This window comes from Citrobacter sp. RHBSTW-00017, assembly GCF_013797615.1.
GTDB classification, from domain to species: domain Bacteria; phylum Pseudomonadota; class Gammaproteobacteria; order Enterobacterales; family Enterobacteriaceae; genus Citrobacter; species Citrobacter braakii.
In genome coordinates this window covers 867,682-884,839 of record NZ_CP056899.1, presented here as the reverse complement: position 1 = coordinate 884,839, position 17,158 = coordinate 867,682, and the positions used below count along the sequence as shown (strand labels likewise).

At 46.2% G+C, this 17,158-nt stretch carries 16 protein-coding genes and 4 pseudogenes; 14 read left to right on the top strand and 6 right to left on the bottom strand.

The window, feature by feature from the left end; translation table 11 throughout:
* The first annotated feature begins 23 nt into the window (after positions 1 to 23).
* The 7 genes and pseudogenes from HV037_RS04285 to HV037_RS04255 all read left to right on the top strand — a co-directional run bounded on the left by HV037_RS04285 (position 24) and on the right by HV037_RS04255 (position 5,292).
* Positions 24 to 581, top strand: coding sequence for a recombinase family protein (locus tag HV037_RS04285; RefSeq protein ID WP_016236504.1), 558 nt, complete (start codon positions 24 to 26; stop codon positions 579 to 581).
* Between the two features lie 2 nt (positions 582 to 583).
* Positions 584 to 1,618 (top strand): annotated as a pseudogene (locus tag HV037_RS04280) (DUF4158 domain-containing protein); the annotation flags it as partial.
* A gap of 264 nt (positions 1,619 to 1,882) precedes the next feature.
* On the top strand, positions 1,883 to 2,887 hold the full coding sequence (locus HV037_RS04275; protein WP_000427614.1) for an IS110-like element IS5075 family transposase: 1,005 nt from the start codon (positions 1,883 to 1,885) through the stop codon (positions 2,885 to 2,887).
* Between the two features lie 459 nt (positions 2,888 to 3,346).
* A complete protein-coding gene (locus HV037_RS04270) occupies positions 3,347 to 3,667 on the top strand; it encodes a DUF134 domain-containing protein (RefSeq protein WP_001137910.1) in 321 nt (106 codons plus the stop codon).
* Positions 3,642 to 4,103, top strand: coding sequence for a NifB/NifX family molybdenum-iron cluster-binding protein (locus tag HV037_RS04265; protein WP_000626969.1), 462 nt, complete (start codon positions 3,642 to 3,644; stop codon positions 4,101 to 4,103). Before HV037_RS04270 ends, HV037_RS04265 begins: the two co-directional genes overlap by 26 nt.
* 337 nt (positions 4,104 to 4,440) lie before the next feature.
* Entirely contained in the window at positions 4,441 to 4,701 is a 261-nt protein-coding gene (locus HV037_RS24410; protein WP_017901299.1) for a hotdog domain-containing protein, read from the top strand.
* Between the two features lie 114 nt (positions 4,702 to 4,815).
* Positions 4,816 to 5,292, top strand: coding sequence for a Dps family protein (locus HV037_RS04255; RefSeq protein ID WP_000043177.1), 477 nt, complete (start codon positions 4,816 to 4,818; stop codon positions 5,290 to 5,292).
* A gap of 304 nt (positions 5,293 to 5,596) precedes the next feature.
* Here HV037_RS04255 and HV037_RS04250 read toward each other — a convergent pair whose 3' ends face one another.
* Positions 5,597 to 5,947 (bottom strand): metalloregulator ArsR/SmtB family transcription factor, encoded by a 351-nt coding sequence (locus HV037_RS04250; RefSeq protein WP_000928911.1) that lies wholly within the window; start codon positions 5,945 to 5,947, stop codon positions 5,597 to 5,599.
* A gap of 161 nt (positions 5,948 to 6,108) precedes the next feature.
* Between HV037_RS04250 and HV037_RS04245 the strand changes: the two genes are divergently transcribed.
* A complete protein-coding gene (locus HV037_RS04245; RefSeq protein ID WP_025760366.1) occupies positions 6,109 to 7,767 on the top strand; it encodes an FAD-dependent oxidoreductase in 1,659 nt (552 codons plus the stop codon).
* Positions 7,768 to 7,836: 69 nt separating this feature from the next.
* Here the strand turns inward: HV037_RS04245 and HV037_RS04240 are convergent.
* Positions 7,837 to 8,439 (bottom strand): annotated as a pseudogene (locus HV037_RS04240) (IS630 family transposase); the annotation flags it as partial.
* Positions 8,440 to 8,501: 62 nt separating this feature from the next.
* Between HV037_RS04240 and HV037_RS04235 the strand changes: the two are divergent.
* A pseudogene (locus tag HV037_RS04235) lies at positions 8,502 to 8,747 on the top strand (transposase); the annotation flags it as partial.
* 59 nt (positions 8,748 to 8,806) lie between these two features.
* Here HV037_RS04235 and HV037_RS04230 read toward each other — a convergent pair.
* Positions 8,807 to 9,927, bottom strand: a protein-coding gene (locus HV037_RS04230; RefSeq protein WP_096147877.1) for an IS3-like element ISSen4 family transposase whose coding sequence is annotated in 2 segments (ribosomal slippage) — positions 8,807 to 9,669 and positions 9,669 to 9,927 — 1,122 coding nt in all. Because the reading frame shifts where the segments join, the coding sequence is not laid out codon by codon here.
* A gap of 800 nt (positions 9,928 to 10,727) precedes the next feature.
* On the opposite strand from HV037_RS04230, the gene HV037_RS04225 reads away from it, so the two are divergent.
* The 4 genes and pseudogenes from HV037_RS04225 (at position 10,728) to HV037_RS04210 (ending at position 13,530) form a co-directional block, all read left to right on the top strand.
* Positions 10,728 to 11,573 carry an integrase arm-type DNA-binding domain-containing protein gene (locus tag HV037_RS04225; RefSeq protein ID WP_249414960.1) on the top strand — a complete coding sequence of 282 codons (846 nt, stop codon included), beginning with the start codon at positions 10,728 to 10,730 and terminating at the stop codon, positions 11,571 to 11,573.
* A gap of 40 nt (positions 11,574 to 11,613) precedes the next feature.
* The gene (locus tag HV037_RS04220) at positions 11,614 to 12,594 is read left to right on the top strand and encodes an IS5-like element IS5 family transposase (RefSeq protein WP_220131381.1); all 981 of its coding nucleotides are present in this window, start codon (positions 11,614 to 11,616) and stop codon (positions 12,592 to 12,594) included.
* A gap of 145 nt (positions 12,595 to 12,739) precedes the next feature.
* A pseudogene (locus HV037_RS04215) lies at positions 12,740 to 13,198 on the top strand (tyrosine-type recombinase/integrase); the annotation flags it as partial.
* An 8-nt stretch (positions 13,199 to 13,206) separates the two neighbouring features.
* On the top strand, positions 13,207 to 13,530 hold the full coding sequence (locus tag HV037_RS04210) for a hypothetical protein (protein WP_016240325.1): 324 nt from the start codon (positions 13,207 to 13,209) through the stop codon (positions 13,528 to 13,530).
* Between the two features lie 40 nt (positions 13,531 to 13,570).
* Here the strand turns inward: HV037_RS04210 and HV037_RS04205 are convergent, their stop codons facing one another.
* From HV037_RS04205 to HV037_RS04195, 3 genes are read right to left on the bottom strand one after another with little or no spacing between them, the layout of a single operon-like run.
* Positions 13,571 to 15,049, bottom strand: coding sequence for a relaxase/mobilization nuclease domain-containing protein (locus tag HV037_RS04205; protein WP_049109143.1), 1,479 nt, complete (start codon positions 15,047 to 15,049; stop codon positions 13,571 to 13,573).
* Positions 15,046 to 15,417, bottom strand: coding sequence for a plasmid mobilization relaxosome protein MobC (gene mobC / locus HV037_RS04200; RefSeq protein ID WP_044352151.1), 372 nt, complete (start codon positions 15,415 to 15,417; stop codon positions 15,046 to 15,048). The genes HV037_RS04205 and mobC overlap by 4 nt, the downstream gene beginning before the upstream one ends.
* On the bottom strand, positions 15,404 to 15,664 hold the full coding sequence (locus HV037_RS04195; protein WP_063617446.1) for a hypothetical protein: 261 nt from the start codon (positions 15,662 to 15,664) through the stop codon (positions 15,404 to 15,406). The genes mobC and HV037_RS04195 overlap by 14 nt, the downstream gene beginning before the upstream one ends.
* Before the next feature lie 542 nt (positions 15,665 to 16,206).
* Here HV037_RS04195 and HV037_RS04190 point away from each other — a divergent pair.
* Complete coding sequence (locus HV037_RS04190; RefSeq protein WP_130939267.1) at positions 16,207 to 16,914, top strand: hypothetical protein; 708 nt, start codon at positions 16,207 to 16,209, stop codon at positions 16,912 to 16,914.
* Positions 16,915 to 17,158: the final 244 nt, after the last annotated feature.

The window sequence follows — 17,158 nt, the reverse complement described above, 5'->3', positions numbered from 1 at the left end:
ACATTTTTACCTTTGGAGGCATCTTGCAAGGTCAACGTATCGGCTACGTTCGCGTCAGCAGCTTCGACCAGAATCCTGATCGACAACTGGAACAAATAGAAGTCGGCAAGGTATTCACCGATAAGGCTTCAGGCAAGGACACACAACGTCCCGAACTTGAAAGGCTGCTGGCCTTCGTCCGCGAGGGCGACACCGTGGTGGTGCATAGCATGGACAGGTTGGCACGCAACCTTGATGACCTGCGCCGCATCGTCCAAGGGCTGACACAACGGGGCGTGCGCATGGAGTTCGTCAAAGAAGGGCTAACGTTCACCGGCGAGGACTCACCGATGGCCAATCTGATGCTGTCGGTCATGGGAGCCTTTGCTGAGTTCGAGCGCGCTCTGATCCGCGAACGTCAGCGCGAGGGAATCGTGCTGGCTAAGCAGCGCGGGGCCTACCGGGGACGAAAGAAATCGCTGAACAGCGAACAAATTGCCGAGTTGAAACGGCGAGTTGCGGCAGGCGAGCAGAAAACCTTGGTGGCCCGTGACTTCGGCATCAGCCGCGAAACCTTGTACCAGTACCTGCGGGAAGACTGACCATGCCACGCCGCTCAATCCTGTCCGCCACCGAGCGCGAAAGTCTGCTGACACTGCCAGATGCCAAAGACGAACTGATACGGCACTACACGTTCAACGAAACCGACCTGTCGGTGATCCGTCAGCGTCGCGGCGCCGCGAATCGATTGGGCTTCGCCGTGCAGCTTTGCTACTTGCGATTCCCTGGCATCTTCTTGGGCGTCGATGATCCTCCATTTCTGCCCCTGCTGCGCATGGTGGCCGCACAACTCAAGGTGCCGGTGGGAAGCTGGAACCATTACGGCCAGCGCGAGCAGACACGGCGGGAGCACTTGGTCGAGCTGCAAACGGTGTTTGGATTCAAGCCCTTCACCATGAGTCATTACCGGCAAGCCGTGCATACATTGACCGAACTGGCCTTGCAAACAGACAAAGGCATTGTGCTGGCCAGCACCCTTGTTGAAAACCTGCGGCGGCAGAGCATCATCCTACCCGCCATGAATGCCATCGAGCGCGCAAGCGCCGAGGCCATTACCCGTGCCAACCGAAGCATCCATGCGGCATTGGCCGATTCCTTGATACCTGTCCATCGCCAGTGCCTGGACGAACTGCTCAAGCGCAAGGATGGTAGCAAAATGACGTGGCTAGCGTGGCTGCGCCAATCGCCCGCCAAGCCAAACTCGCGCCACATGCTTGAACACATCGAACGCCTCAAAGCCTGGCAGGCGCTTGACCTACCTGCTGGCATCGAACGGCAGGTACACCAAAACCGCTTGCTCAAGATCGCCCGCGAAGGCGGCCAGATGACGCCCGCCGACCTGGCCAAGTTCGAGTCGCAGCGGCGTTACGCCACCTTGGTAGCACTGGCCATCGAGGGCATGGCCACCGTCACTGATGAAATCATCGACCTTCACGACCGTATCATCGGCAAGCTGTTCAATGCGGCCAAGAACAAGCATCAACAGCAGTTCCAGGCTTCCGGCAAGGCGATCAACGACAAGGTGCGGATGTATGGGCGCATCGAGCGCACGCTGTTCATTCTGGATTGGCTGCAAAGCGTGGAGCTGCGCCGCCGCGTCCATGCGGGGCTGAATAAGGGCGAGGCGCTGGACGACACGTTGCTGCAATATCTGTCCCCGCTGGGGTGGGAGCATATCAACCTGACCGGCGATTACCTATGGCGCAGCAGTGCCAAGGTCGGTGCGGGGAAGTTCAGGCCATTGCGACCGCTGCCACCGGCTTAGCGTGCTTTATTTAATGAGATGGTCACTCCCTCCTTCCCAGTACTATGCTGAGGACAGGCTTTCATTCGGAGAACCATCATGGAAAACATTGCGCTTATTGGTATCGATCTGGGTAAGAACTCTTTCCATATTCATTGTCAGGATCATCGTGGGAAGGCCGTTTACCGTAAAAAATTCACCCGACCAAAGCTAATCGAATTTCTGGCGACATGCCCGGCAACAACCATCGCGATGGAAGCCTGTGGCGGTTCTCACTTTATGGCACGCAAGCTGGCAGAGTTAGGGCATTTTCCAAAGCTGATATCACCGCAATTTGTCCGCCCATTCGTTAAAAGCAACAAAAATGACTTCGTTGATGCTGAAGCTATCTGTGAAGCAGCATCACGTCCATCTATGCGTTTCGTGCAGCCCAGAACCGAATCTCAGCAGGCAATGCGAGCTCTGCATCGTGTCCGTGAATCCCTGGTTCAGGATAAGGTGAAAACAACTAATCAGATGCATGCTTTTCTGCTGGAATTTGGTATCAGCGTTCCGCGAGGTGCTGCCGTTATTAGTCGACTGAGTACCCTTCTTGAGGACAGTAGTTTGCCTCTTTATCTCAGCCAGTTACTGCTGAAATTACAACAGCATTATCACTATCTTGTTGAGCAGATTAAAGATCTGGAATCTCAGTTGAAACGAAAGTTGGACGAAGATGAGGTTGGACAGCGCTTGCTGAGTATTCCCTGCGTTGGAACGCTGACTGCCAGTACTATTTCAACTGAGATTGGCGACGGGAAGCAGTACGCCAGCAGCCGTGACTTTGCGGCGGCAACAGGGCTGGTACCCCGACAGTACAGCACGGGAGGTCGGACGACATTGTTAGGGATTAGCAAGCGGGGCAACAAAAAGATCCGAACTTTGTTGGTTCAGTGTGCCAGGGTATTCATACAAAAACTGGAACACCAGTCTGGCAAGTTGGCCGACTGGGTCAGGGAGTTGTTGTGTCGGAAAAGCAACTTTGTCGTCACCTGTGCTCTGGCAAACAAGCTGGCCAGAATAGCCTGGGCACTGACGGCGCGACAGCAAACTTACGAAGCATAAAGGCAGAAATACACCAGTTTAAACAATCATTCATCTGGTTTTGCGAATACTGATATTGATGATACTAACGGCCCACCGGCCTGTTGAGGAACCTGTAAAACGGAAAGGCTCATTGAAGCCGTATATTTTCTGGAGGTTCATCAGGCGCGGAACTCATCGAGGCGCGGGAATAAAATCCCATTCAGACGCCGGATAGATTCAAGCAAGCCAACTTGTCGTCAAAATCGGTGTTGCAAAAACGGGAGTGACCATAGATTCCGTTTTCTGAGACGACCCCCTTATGGCAGCACTTTAAATTGAGTCTTATACAGTATCTGTTTTCTTTCTCTTCATCTCTCATGACCTGCTGCCCACTTACAGACTCCAGGGTAAAGCAAAAAATTCTCCACCGGTGAGCAGAGTATATTGCATATGCCAGTTTATGAGTGTATATATAGCATATGCCAATAAGGAGCCTTCATGCCAAGACCCAGAATTCCCCGTAACATCTGTGGCCGCCCTGCGGATACCTGTTTTAAGCCCAATGCGCGACCGATGAGCCAGCTTGAACATGTTCATTTAAAAGAAGATGAGTTTGAAGCGTTACGGCTGGTCGATTTACTGGGCATGCAACAGCAGGAAGCGGCTGTTGCAATGGGGGTTTCAAGGCAGACACTGGCCAATGTCCTGAAAGCAGCCCGTTTTAAGGTTGTGGACTGTCTCACTCAGGGCAAGGCCTTAATAATGCACTCTGAAAGGGAAGGAGTTACACAAGATGATCACAGCCATTCCAGTGAATGACGACCGGGTAGCAAATCATTTTACCAAAGCGAGTCACCTTGTCCTGGTGGATGAGCGCGGTGTGGAGCTCAGCCGGACAGAAAATCCCGCGCTGGGCGCAGATTGTTCAGGTAAACGGAAGCTGGTTGACCTGCTGGTTCAACAGCAAGTCAGCCGCGTTGTGGTCCGTAACATCGGGGAACGGATGCTGGGTAAATTACTGGGGCATCAGATCGCGGTGTACCAGACTGACTGTGGTCGTCGTTTGTTCACTGAACTGTGTGATCCGGATACCCGTGTTCTGACTGAACTGAATAAGCCGGAGCAGGGACGCCAGTCCTTTCATCATGAGGCGAAAGGGAAAAAATGCTGTCACTCTGACGGGAACACAGCAGAAAATGCGTGCCAGGGTGGGCGTCAGCATCATCACGGAAACGGGCGCTGTTGCCATTCATGAGTTTATTTCATCACGGGCGGTGATTTTTATCAGACCCGTATTGTGTATAAACCAGGAGCCGGAATGTGTGGAGGAGGCAGTAATGATGCCGGGGGAGCCCCTCAGCTGACTGAATTCCGGATGCCTCCCGTCAGTACAACCGGACGCTGAGCAGAAACAGATGAATTGTTATCTTGATGCCAGAAAGGCCCATACCTGTTGTATGGTCTGTAGTTCCCGCGACAACAACCCTGATACGGTGAACTTAATGTTTTCAGAGCACCCGGATGGCTCTGTATGTGCGGACTACACGGCCAATCACAGGCATCAGGGGTATACGGGTCTTTTACATGGCGGAATGACGAGTACCCTGCTGGATGCAGCAATGACTCATTGTTTGTTCATGCAGGGTGTGCAAGCCCTGACGGCTGAACTGACGGTAAGATTCATTTCACCCGTTTGTACCGGAGACAAACTGATGGTATGTGCCAGACTGCTTGGGCAACGCAGGGGGATTTACCTGCTTGAAGCATGGCTGACAAAAGGACAGCAGACAGTGGCACGTGCCACGGCGAAATTCATTGTTCCGTCGCAGGATATTGCTCTGGCGCATCGCTAGTGTGACAGACGACAGGTGTACCTGGTTATTATAAAAATTTGAGGCGTGTTTTGCTCAGACCGGAAAGAATAATCGCATATCGTATATTCCACTGAAACCGTGTAAGAGGTAGTTATGAGTAAACAAATCATTGATATTGGTATTGCTGAATCATCCCGGGTGGAGATTGCAGACGGCCTGTCCCGGCTTCTTGCTGACACCTATACCCTGTATATAAAAACACATTACTATCACTGGAATGTAACTGGCCCCATGTTTAACAGCTTACATTTAATGTTTGAAAATCAATACAATGAGCTGGCCACTGCCGTTGATGATATCGCTGAACGTATACGCTCGCTCGGATGCTTCGCACCCGGCACATATCATGAATTTTCACGTTTAACAGCGGTTAATGAAGATAAGGATATTCCGGCAGCAAAAAACATGATTGAAAATCTTGTCCAGGGCCAGGAGACCGTGGTTAAAACTGCACGCTCCCTGTTCCCGCTCGTTAATAATGCGAATGATGAAGCCACAGCAGATCTGCTTACACAACGTATCCAGTTACATGAGAAAACTGCCTGGATGTTGCGTAGCCTGCTTGAATAATGTCACCCCGTGGCAGCAGAAAAAACGGTTTGTCAGCCACAGGCTATTACTGACAGTGCAGAATCATCCGTGTTCCTGTGGCTGTTTTTTCTGACCGTCACAGTATTAAACACCATTGAATCAGTGGGTTAATCAGTGAATGCGTGAACGAGAAATACAGTCCGTGACGGGCATCATCGGCTGGTATATCCGGACCACTGTTGTTTTCCCGTTAAGGTATCGCAGGTTCCGGTCTGGCATTTCACAGCCTGAACAGGGTTAATGATGCACGGATAAAACGGTTTACGGGGAAAGCAGGATCATATTATTCGTTGTTATGGCTTCCTTTACCGGTGCCTGCCTGCGGGCAGTAGAGATCATATAAGGTATTTAACAACGTCATGATACGGTTATCCTCAATACGGTAATATACCATTTTACCTGCCCGTCGGGTCTCGACCAGCTTCAGGCGGCGCATTACACCCAGCTGCTGGGACAGGGTCGGCTGAGTGATACCGACCGCCGCTTCCAGCCCGGCCACATTCGCTTCCCCCAGGCTTAACTGACACATCAACAGCAACCGGTCGCTGTTGGCCAGTCCCCGTAAGACATCTGCTGCCCTCAGGGCCGCATTCTTCATATCTGTCTGACGTTTTGTGTCTTCATTCATGAGCATTGCTGATTTCTCATACTATGTGTTTTTATATAATATAATTTAGTATACTGACGGTATCGTAATTTTGCCATCGTGTTCGTCAGGTCTGTAGCGTCCTGCCGGCCCGGGGAAACGATTATATCTGGCAGGCATTTTTGCCCCGGGTGAACAGAGAGGATGTAATGAAAATAGTGATTGTTGGTGGTGTTGCCGGCGGGGCATCCGCTGCAGCCAGAGCTCGTCGGTTATCAGAGGATGTCAGTATTGTTGTGTTTGAACGGGGAAGCGATGTCTCTTTCGCCAACTGTGGATTACCTTATCATATAGGCGGAAAAATTCCTTTAAGGCAGTCACTGATTCTGAAAACCCCGGAGGATTTTAAATCCCGCTTTAACATAGACGTCCGTATCTGTCATGAAGTGACGTCAGTGGATCCGGTTAATAAAACGGTGACGGTTAAAAATCTGACCTCAGGGGAGGTCTATAGCGAAGAATGGGATCGTCTGCTCCTCAGTACCGGCGCCGCTCCGGTTGTCCCTCCTTTGCCCGGGCTACAGGAAGAGGGTGTCTTTACGCTGCGAAATCTTACTGACATGGATGCTATCCTGGGGTGGATTGAGCAACATCACGTAGCTCACACCACGCTTGTCGGGGGGGGATTTATCGGACTTGAAGTGATGGAGGCTCTGAGCGAACGGGGGATCAGTGTGACCCTGCTGGAGATGGGGGAACAGGTTATGGCTCCGGTTGATCCTGAAATGGCATCTGCCCTGCATCAGGAAATCCGGAGTCATGGCGTGGATCTGCGTCTCAGAACGGCGCTCACCGAGGTACTGCGGACAGAGACGGGATTCCGCGTTGCACTGTCTGAGGGTGGGTTTCTGCAGACCGACATGGTTATTCTCGCCATCGGGGTAAAACCTGAGAACAGCCTTGCCACAGGAGCCGGGCTCGCAGTGGGTAAACGGGGAGGCATAAGCGTCAATGCCTGTATGCAGACCAGTATCCCTGACATCTACGCCGTGGGGGATGCCGTTGAAACCCCAGACTTTGTCTTTCAGGAACCCGCTAATTTTCCTCTGGCAGGGCCCGCCAACCGCCAGGGACGCATTGCTGCTGATAACATGCTAGATCGTCACAGCCTTTACCATGGCAGTCAGGGGACATCCATTTGTAAGGTATTTTCGCTGAGTATTGGCAGCGTCGGTGCGAATGAAAAGCAGCTGAAAGTTCATGGCACCCGATACGAGAAGGTTTACGTCCATGCCGCTGATCATGCCGGTTACTACCCGGGGGCAACGATGATCAGTCTGAAACTGCTGTTCAGCCCCGATACCGGTAAAATTCTCGGGGCTCAGGCATCAGGGAAAAAAGGGGTTGATAAACGCATCGATGTCCTGTCTGTCGCACAGCGCGCGGGGCTTACCGTCAACGATCTCGAACATCTTGAGCTGACTTATGCTCCACCTTTTAACAGTGCAAGGGACGTCGTTAACCAGGCTGGTATGGTGGCGACAAATGTAATGAAAGGAGATACGGTCATATGTCATGTCAGCGATGTGTTACAACGGGAACCGGGCAGTTATTGTTTACTTGATATTCGCTCTCCTGCCGAACTGAAACAATTTGGTGAATATCCTGACGCGCTATCCATCCCTCTTGATTCCCTGCGGGAAAACCTTGGAAAATTGCCTAAAGATAAAGAAATTTTTATAGGATGTCAGAGTGGCCTGCGCGGGCATGTGGCATACCGTATTCTGCAGGCTCACGGCTTCCGGACATATAATCTGAGTGGTGGTTTCATAACCTGGCAGACGGTAACGGAGTCAATGAGTAAATAAGAGATGAAGTGCCATACACACATGGCACTTCATTTCTCCAGATTCGTTGAAAACATATTATATACCGAATCAACTTGAAGATGCTGGCTTGAGAACCTGAAAATTATCATTAATTCGAGATGTCAAAGAGCCTGCGATCTCTGGAAGAGTCACTGCAAAAAATTGGTCTATTGCCGCCTTGAAGTCCCGTTTTCTTTTGAAGTAAACGTTGTTCCTCGACTTCTCATTCATTACTTTCCATAGCCGCGCGATTGGGTTGAGGTTTGGACTGTAAGGTGGAAGATAATGCAGTTCAATATTCAGGACAAACGCCGCATCTTTGACTAAGTCACTGCGGTGATATCCCGCGCCATCCAAGATGATATGAAGCTTATGAGCTAAGGGATAACTCTTTCTTAACTCACAGAAAAAGCGAACAATCGATTCACTGTTAATGCTCTCATAGTTGTGAACAATGGTTGCTCCAATATCCGACAAGTTCAGTGCGCCAATAATGTTCAATCGGCTACGATTACCCGTTGTTTCAATCACTTTATCCTGACCAGTTCGTATCCAGCCAGGAGATATTTTTGTTGATAGTGTTGGGTGAACTGCGTCGATAAAGACTATCGATTCATCCTTGCCACAGCTTGCCTTTAACGCTTCGTAAGCCTCTATAAATGCTTGCTGTTTGAATCGCCATGGGTTTAACAGACACCTCAGAGTCATTTAAGATGGCTTAAAGAGAGGTGCCCATGAGCGGTAAGCGTTATCCCGAAGAGTTTAAAACTGAAGCAGTCAAACAGGTTGTTGATCGCGGTTATTCTGTTGCCAGCGTTGCAACACGTCTCGATATCACCACCCACAGCCTTTACGCCTGGATAAAGAAGTACGGTCCGGATTCTTCCACTAATAAAGAACAGTCAGATGCTCAGGCCGAGATCCGCCGTCTCCAGAAAGAGCTGAAACGGGTTACCGACGAACGGGACATATTAAAAAAAGCCGCTGTAGATTCAATCTGTCAATGCAACTGACCTGCCCCCACGATTAGATACAACACTCAGTTGGTAACGTCGGAATCTTCATTCTCAGAATGACCCTTTCTCCAGCCCGCTGCAAATTCAGACGGTGTCTGATAATTCAGCGTGGAGTGCGGGCGGCATTCGTTATAATCCTGCCGCCAGTCATTAATAATTTTCCTGGCATGAACGATATCGCTGAACCAGTGCTCATTCAAACATTCATCGCGAAATCGTCCGTTAAAGCTCTCAATAAATCCGTTCTGCGTTGGCTTGCCCGGCTGGATTAAGCGCAACTCAACACCATGCTCAAAGGCCCATTGATCCAGCGCACGGCAAGTGAACTCCGGCCCCTGGTCAGTTCTTATCGTCGCCGGATAGCCTCGAAACAGTGCAATGCTGTCCAGAATACGCGTGACCTGAACGCCTGAAATCCCAAAGGCAACAGTGACCGTCAGGCATTCCTTTGTGAAATCATCGACGCAGGTAAGACACTTGATCCTGCGACCGGTGGAAAGTGCGTCCATGACGAAATCCATCGACCAGGTCAGATTGGGCGCCGCCGGACGGAGCAGCGGCAGACGTTCTGTTGCCAGCCCTTTACGACGTCTTCTGCGTTTTACGCCCAGGCCACTGAGGTGATAAAGCCGGTACACGCGCTTATGATTAACATGAAGCCCTTCACGGCGCAGCAACTGCCAAATACGACGGTAGCCAAAACGCCTGCGCTCCAGTGCCAGCTCAGTGATGCGCCCTGATAAATGCGCATCAGCAGCCGGACGGTGAGCCTCATAGCGGCAGGTCGACAGGGATAAACCTGTAAGCCTGCAGGCACGACGTTGCGACAGACCGGTCGCATCACACATCAACATCACGGCTTCCCGCTTCTGGTCTGTCGTCAGTACTTTCGCCCAAGAGCCACCTGAAGCGCCTCTTTATCCAGCATGGCTTCGGCAAGCAGCTTCTTGAGTCTGGCGTTCTCTTCCTCAAGCGACTTCAGGCGCTTAACTTCAGGCACCTCCATACCGCCATACTTCTTACGCCAGATGTAAAACGTGGCATCGGAAATGGCATGCTTGCGGCAGAGTTCACGGGCGGGTACCCCAGCTTCGGCTTCGCGGAGAATACTGATGATCTGTTCGTCGGAAAAACGCTTCTTCATGGGGATGTCCTCATGTGGCTTATGAAGACATTACTAACATCGGGGTGTACTAATCAACGGGGAGCAGGTCAGACCGACTCAGGACCATCGCAACGTTTGACGGTAAAACCCTGAAAGACGACCGGCTCAGAACCATCTCAACTTTTGACGGTAAAACCCTGAAAGACGACCGACTCCGCACCATCGCAACATTTGATGGTAAAACACTTAAAGACGATCGACTCAGAACCATCGCGACAGTTAATGGTAATGTTAGTATTGTTGTTTTGGCGTTTGCTGCTCGGCTATTTTAGGGCTAAGAGCCTATCTCAACAGAGATTAATACTTTACCCAAAAGATATAATATCAGTATCTAAAAGCCTGCACCGTCTGATTTTTAGTCATTGAATCGCGAGAACGGGAGATAATTTCTCTTCTATGGGTATAGGCTCATAATGGTAGGATTCTGGTAGCTTCGAAACGCCGTATTTAAGCAATACTTAAGTCATGAAGAACCAAACTTAAACATTTTTCTCAAGGTAAACCAGTAAAAACTGTTAGTGCTGATGGATCGTTTGGGCTCTTTTAAAGGGATTGAAAATCCCCGTGTCCTTGGTTCGATTCCGAGTCCGGGCACCACTCATTTAGAAACGGACGTCTACTGACGTCCGTTTTGCTTTATAAAGTCAACAAGTTATCCCCTTCCAGTTGTCTACTACTGTCCGTTAAAATCTACTGGCAGCTCCCTCTATTTGTTGGTAAAAATGTTGGTAATCTCAGTTCGATGGGATTTTTACCAACATTTGCACAGGAGGCTTGTTATGCGCTTAACTGATATTGCTGTAAAAAACGCCAAGCCTTCCGACAAGCCAACTAAAATTTCTGATGGCAAAGGGCTGTATCTGCTCGTTCATCCTAACGGCTCGAAGTATTGGCAAGCGGCTTATCGCTATGATGGTAAGCAAAAAGTCTTCTCAATTGGCACCTACCCTTCTGTTTCGCTCTCAGAAGCTCGTACAAGCCTCTTAGCGATGAAATCTCTGTTAGCCAGTGGTATCGACCCACTTCAACAGAAAAAAGCTGTAAAGGCCGAAGAGCGAGGAGATTTTACGTTTGAAGCCGTAGCTCGTGATTGGCACAAAAAAATGTCTGTTAGTGAGCGGTGGATACCTCAGCATAGTGAGCGTATTTTAAACAGTCTTATTAATCATCTTTTCCCTGCTATCGGCTCAAAAGATATTACCAAGTTGACTACGCGCGATCTGTTGCTACCTCTGCGTAAAATTGAGGGCAAGGGCCAACACGAAACCGCTTCACGTTTAAAACAGCGTATTACCGCTATTATGCGTTATGCTGTCCAAGAAGATATGATTACCCATAATCCCGCTAATGAACTTGGCGGCACGTTAATCACACCTAAAAGAACGCATTATCCAGCGCTTGAACTTGAGCAGATACCTGATCTTTTAAGTCGTATAGATGCGTATAAAGGCCGTAGGCTCACTGTATTAGCTTTAAAACTCACTTTATTAGTTTTCATTCGGTCGAGTGAACTACGCTTCGCTCGCTGGCCTGAAATAGATTTTAAAAATGCCTTATGGGTTATTCCGCCAGAAAGAGACGAGATCGAGAACGTTAGGGAAGGTGCGAACAAGTCCCTGATATGAGATCATGTTTGTCATCTGGAGCCATGGAACAGGGTTCATCATGAGTCATCAACTTACCTTCGCCGACAGTGAATTCAGCAGTAAGCGCCGTCAGACCAGAAAAGAGATTTTCTTGTCCCGCATGGAGCAGATTCTGCCATGGCAAAACATGGTGGAAGTCATCGAGCCGTTTTACCCCAAGGCTGGTAATGGCCGGCGACCTTATCCGCTGGAAACCATGCTACGCATTCACTGCATGCAGCATTGGTACAACCTGAGCGATGGCGCGATGGAAGATGCTCTGTACGAAATCGCCTCCATGCGTCTGTTTGCCCGGTTATCCCTGGATAGCGCCTTGCCGGACCGCACCACCATCATGAATTTCCGCCACCTGCTGGAGCAGCATCAACTGGCCCGCCAATTGTTCAAGACCATCAATCGCTGGCTGGCCGAAGCAGGCGTCATGATGACTCGAGGCACCTTGGTCGATGCCACCATCATTGAGGCACCCAGCTCGACCAAGAACAAAGAGCAGCAACGCGATCCGGAGATGCATCAGACCAAGAAAGGCAATCAGTGGCACTTTGGCATGAAGGCCCACATTGGTGTCGATGCCAAGAGTGGCCTGACCCACAGCCTGGTCACCACCGCGGCCAACGAGCATGACCTCAATCAGCTGGGTAATCTGCTGCATGGAGAGGAGCAATTTGTCTCAGCCGATGCCGGCTACCAAGGGGCGCCACAGCGCGAGGAGCTGGCCGAGGTGGATGTGGACTGGCTGATCGCCGAGCGCCCCGGCAAGGTAAGAACCTTGAAACAGCATCCACGCAAGAACAAAACGGCCATCAACATCGAATACATGAAAGCCAGCATCCGGGCCAAGGTGGAGCACCCATTTCGCATCATCAAGCGACAGTTCGGCTTCGTGAAAGCCAGATACAAGGGGTTGCTGAAAAACGATAACCAACTGGCGATGTTATTCACGCTGGCCAACCTGTTTCGGGCGGACCAAATGATACGTCAGTGGGAGAGATCTCACTAAAAACTGGGGATAACGCCTTAAATGGCGAAGAAACGGTCTAAATAGGCTGATTCAAGGCATTTACGGGAGAAAAAATCGGCTCAAACATGAAGAAATGAAATGACTGAGTCAGCCGAGAAGAATTTCCCCGCTTATTCGCACCTTCCTTAGATTTTCTGAAAGAGGATCTAAAATGCGCATACCTCATTATGTACCGTTAAGTCATCAGGCCATTGAAATATTAAAAGAGCTAAAAGATATTAGCTATGATATTAGCAATGGTGAGGGTTTGATATTTATCGGTTGTCATGATTATCGTAAACCTATGAGCGAGAATACCGTTAATAAAGCATTGCGACTTATGGGCTATGACACTCAAACTCAAATTTGTGGGCATGGTTTCCGCACAATGGCCTGTAGTTCTCTTGTTGAGTCAGGTATATGGACTGAAGACGCAATTGAAAGACAAATGAGTCATAAAGAGCAAAACAATGTTCGTGCTGCTTATACTCATAAAGCAAAACATATTACGCAGCGTCGTTTGATGATACAATGGTGGGCTGATTATTTGGACGCAAACAAAGAAAGACATATTATGCCGTTTGACTTCGCTAAAATGTTATAGGGGGATTTATGGATACTGTGATTTTCAATAACAATGAAGATGCGTACAAAAAGTGGTTAAACGATAATCCAGAAGGATACGTTGTTAACCTGTTAGAGAAAGCCAAAGGTACGGCAAGTAAATCTGACATAAATAGCACATGCCTCCACCATGTGAACTGTTTCGCTATAAATCCTTTAGTGTCAGATAAAGAAAAAACTGGATTTACAACAGGCCAGTATCAAAAAATATGTTCTGTATCAGAGGAGTCTGCTTATAACAAAGCTAAAGAACTTACAGGACTAACGACCATTAAACGCTGTTCTTTTTGTTTTAAGCATGTAGATATATAACAATTTAATACTAAAAAATAAAAGAGGTTTCAAGCCTCTTTTATTTTGGTTTAAAGGTTGGATATTTGACACTCTGTTCTGCTTCCTGCTGTTGTAGTTTTAATGTTTCTTTTTTTAAGTTTGATTTCAATTTGGATTTAAATCTATTTTCATAATCAAACATATATAATGGTTTTTTCTTTATTTCTTCTTTAATCACTTTTTCTTTATTTTTGGGCTGAATAACAGGTTTTCTAATATTTAACCTTTCTCTTATCTCTTCGATCTTAGTTGCTCTACTATTGAAACTGCGACGGCCTTTGAGTCTAAAGTTATTCGTGGCTGTTGTGGCTGTTTCTGCATGATCAAGTATCCTACTGATAGAACCGCTGCTAAGTTTAGAACTCCTACTATTGAAGCCACCTTGATTATAAGTTTTGATTGGTTCTTTATTGTATTGTTTTTTAACTCTGTTGAGTACTTGTGCAGCTTTTTGTGTTGTTCTTCTAACTTTTGGGCCTGTTGGTCTATTATATTTTTCGCTGAGTTTAAAGCTGTTGTGGTTGCTTCTAACGAGTTGTTTACCCTCGTAAGTGTCTGTTGTGTCTGGTTTAATGCTGTACTGACCGACTCCGATAATATCATCATCGTTTCTGATAATGGTTCTACCGTCATTGATATTTGGTTCAATAGGTGATCGTCCAATACTATTTTCGTCATCTGTTTTTCTTGCTGCGAATCTTCTAATGAGTTCATCATCTCTATTTTTGTCATATTTCACCTTGCCTTTAATAGTGTTCCAACTGTATTTTTTACCTAACTGTGAGCCTTTAAAATAAATATTTTTTTCATTATTTTTGATACCAAACGACACTCCGGCGACGTTGCCAGTGCTTGCAACGTTGAAGGCCGGATCGATGCCTACAGCCTGCAGTCTGTCTATGAATGTCTCAAGGTCTGGTTTTCCTACCATAGCCGCCTGTAATGCGTTCTGTAGAACGATACGAGCTGGTTTCTCACCTTTGCGTAGGGCTTGCTCGATCTCGTTCTTGGTTGGTGCTGATACCTCTGATTTTTGCCCTTTGAGACTTTGTGTAATGGTTAAGCCGTGCTTTATCTCCAAACGTTCACAAGCTGCTATTGTGTTAAATGCTGAGTGCTGACCATGCCATACAGAACCGTCTAAACCAATCCTATTGGCTACAATATGGATATGTTCTTTATCTGTATCGTTATGACGCACACAAATATATTGATGCTTTTCTATATCAATATTCATTTCTTTCAAATAGTCTTTTGCTATCTCCTGCCATTGTTCATCTGTTAAATGTTCATTTTTTGGAAGAGATAAAAACGCATGAAAAACAGGTTTTTTTATATCTTGTCTAAAGCTGCTTACAGTTTTAAACTCATCAGTTAAATCACTAACATTATTATAATCACTTGCCATGTTGCTACATATGAAATCGTGATCATCTTTTAATATATACTCAACTCTATTTTTAAATGATCTCCCTGTTTTAGCTACGTTTCCTTTCATACAGTATAAACCTCACAAGCCTTTAATATTCTTTTCATAAGTTGCTTTATAGCAAAGTTAGCTTCTGCGGCTACAGATTGTTTAAAGTCTTCGTTGGTATTTAGTTTTTTAGCAATCTGATTTATATTATTACCTTGATGCTGTATTTCCTTAAACAAGGATTGTTCAAAATCCGGCATTTTTCTTTTAACAATAGGTTCAGAGTTTAAAATCTCTTTTCTAATGTAATGGCCTCTTTCAAGGCCGGAGGCTTCCACAAGTTCTTTTAAATAGTCAAACTCTGCTTTGTTTAATCTAAACTGTATAGATATATCTCTACGTTCTGCGTGATTTAAACCCTTGCGGCCTCTTTTTCTATCTGTATCCATATTTACCACCTCCATAAACATAATCTTTCATTGCTTTGATATAATCTTCATCTTTTTGATCTTTCAAAGCATCAATAAGATCTTGAGTTTTATTTTCTTTAATATAGCGATAAGCTACAAAATAACATAAATCTTGTTCATCTTTATTTGCTTCAAGAAATGCTGTATTTTCTTCATTTGGGTCTATATAATAAAAATATCTTGCTAATAGTTCTAGCAAGGACTGATCTATATCATTCTCATTCATTTTAAACACTCCTATATATATTTATAAAAACTACCGGATTTTACCGCCTCCCCTTTGATAAGGGGAATAGGCGGAAGGGTAGATATTTTTCAACCCTACGAGCAAAGCGAGATAGGGCCAATCGAAGATTGGGGTATAATACCGGCTACGGGATTACACCTTGCCTCAGTTTCCGAAAAGCTAAAAATAAAGCTGAACTCAACTTATATTTAAATAAATAACCGATAATAAGATCTAGTCAATAGCGGCTACATAAATAAATACACTTCACGCCGAATAAAAAGCAAATAAAAGATAGGGTAAATAATATACTGTCTATTGGTAGCTGTGCGTAATAGGTAGCTTTGCGTAAAAAATGCCGCTGCTTTTGATCGGCGGCGACAGAAAAGTAGAAAACTTGTTTTTCTGCTTTTGCTGGCGTCCATGCATTACAAACAACAATAAAATCAATAACATAAAAACAACAAACCAATTGCCGAATTAAAGATTTCAATAAAAACTCCAATATGCTATTTTATAAACATCAATACCTTAAAGGATCTATGATGAAAATAAATAAATTTACCTTAGCCATTTTATTTACATTATCCACACAATCTATAGCATGGGCTGATAATATTAATCATGGTTTAGATGAATACGGTAAAAAAGTATCGACGACTTCCGAAAAGGGAGCAATAAAATATATTAAATCATATCGAACAACTGAAAAACCATTAAATGCGTATAGAATGGATTTTGATACCTCTGAAAAAAATCTTTTGAGCGTGCCAAATGCTGCTCATGATAAAACAGCTAAATTGCAAAACTTAGCAATAACTAAAGCATGGGAAGTTAAATTTTGTCAGCCAGATCTGATTAACTTCATGTTAAAAAATAATATTGATATGGTCAGCGGTGCTCTAATAAGTAAAGGTGATATACAACGAATGGCAGTTTGCTTTAAAAGTATGCAATTACCTGAATCAGTATCAGATAAAAGCGATAAAGATATTGTTATAGGCTCATGGTATGACGACGTTGGTTCGCCTGAATTTTTGGATGCAACATTTACAATAACAAAAACATCACAAGGATATTTTTTAAAACGATTAAATGGTGATGGTAGTAGTGGGACCTATAAAATAACAAAACTTGATAATAAATATAAAAAGAACAATGATAAGTTCGGTTCTTATTATATAATAGATACTGAAGGATTAAAGATTTATGACAAGGATGGGTATATAAGAACAGCAAGGAAAAAATAATATCTTTAGTTTATATTTATTGGTGCCTGATAAAATGGCACCTTACTATTTTATATTTCCCGCTCTAGTTTTCCATTCCATTTTTATTTATTTTTTGTACTAGTAGTACTAGAATTTTATCAGCTTAGGTTCTGGGGTTTTAGATGGCGACTTTCAGTCGTAGTAGTTTTCCGTCAGGAAAACTTAGTTTTTCTTTAAGCATTCCCCCCCTACCCCCCACGCCAAAAATGGAAAGATAGAAGAT

What these genes read in the sequence shown, in the direction of transcription:
- HV037_RS04275 (WP_000427614.1), top strand. Translation starts at nt 1,883, where the DNA reads ATGGAAAACATTGCGCTTATTGGTATCGATCTGGGTAAGAACTCTTTC.
- HV037_RS04270 (WP_001137910.1), top strand. Translation starts at nt 3,347, where the DNA reads ATGCCAAGACCCAGAATTCCCCGTAACATCTGTGGCCGCCCTGCGGAT.
- HV037_RS04265 (WP_000626969.1), top strand. Translation starts at nt 3,642, where the DNA reads ATGATCACAGCCATTCCAGTGAATGACGACCGGGTAGCAAATCATTTT.
- HV037_RS24410 (WP_017901299.1), top strand. Translation starts at nt 4,441, where the DNA reads ATGACGAGTACCCTGCTGGATGCAGCAATGACTCATTGTTTGTTCATG.
- HV037_RS04255 (WP_000043177.1), top strand. Translation starts at nt 4,816, where the DNA reads ATGAGTAAACAAATCATTGATATTGGTATTGCTGAATCATCCCGGGTG.
- HV037_RS04250 (WP_000928911.1), bottom strand. Translation starts at nt 5,947, where the DNA reads ATGCTCATGAATGAAGACACAAAACGTCAGACAGATATGAAGAATGCG.
- HV037_RS04245 (WP_025760366.1), top strand. Translation starts at nt 6,109, where the DNA reads ATGAAAATAGTGATTGTTGGTGGTGTTGCCGGCGGGGCATCCGCTGCA.
- HV037_RS04225 (WP_249414960.1), top strand. Translation starts at nt 10,728, where the DNA reads ATGCGCTTAACTGATATTGCTGTAAAAAACGCCAAGCCTTCCGACAAG.
- HV037_RS04220 (WP_220131381.1), top strand. Translation starts at nt 11,614, where the DNA reads ATGAGTCATCAACTTACCTTCGCCGACAGTGAATTCAGCAGTAAGCGC.
- HV037_RS04210 (WP_016240325.1), top strand. Translation starts at nt 13,207, where the DNA reads ATGGATACTGTGATTTTCAATAACAATGAAGATGCGTACAAAAAGTGG.
- HV037_RS04205 (WP_049109143.1), bottom strand. Translation starts at nt 15,049, where the DNA reads ATGAAAGGAAACGTAGCTAAAACAGGGAGATCATTTAAAAATAGAGTT.
- mobC (WP_044352151.1), bottom strand. Translation starts at nt 15,417, where the DNA reads ATGGATACAGATAGAAAAAGAGGCCGCAAGGGTTTAAATCACGCAGAA.
- HV037_RS04195 (WP_063617446.1), bottom strand. Translation starts at nt 15,664, where the DNA reads ATGAATGAGAATGATATAGATCAGTCCTTGCTAGAACTATTAGCAAGA.
- HV037_RS04190 (WP_130939267.1), top strand. Translation starts at nt 16,207, where the DNA reads ATGATGAAAATAAATAAATTTACCTTAGCCATTTTATTTACATTATCC.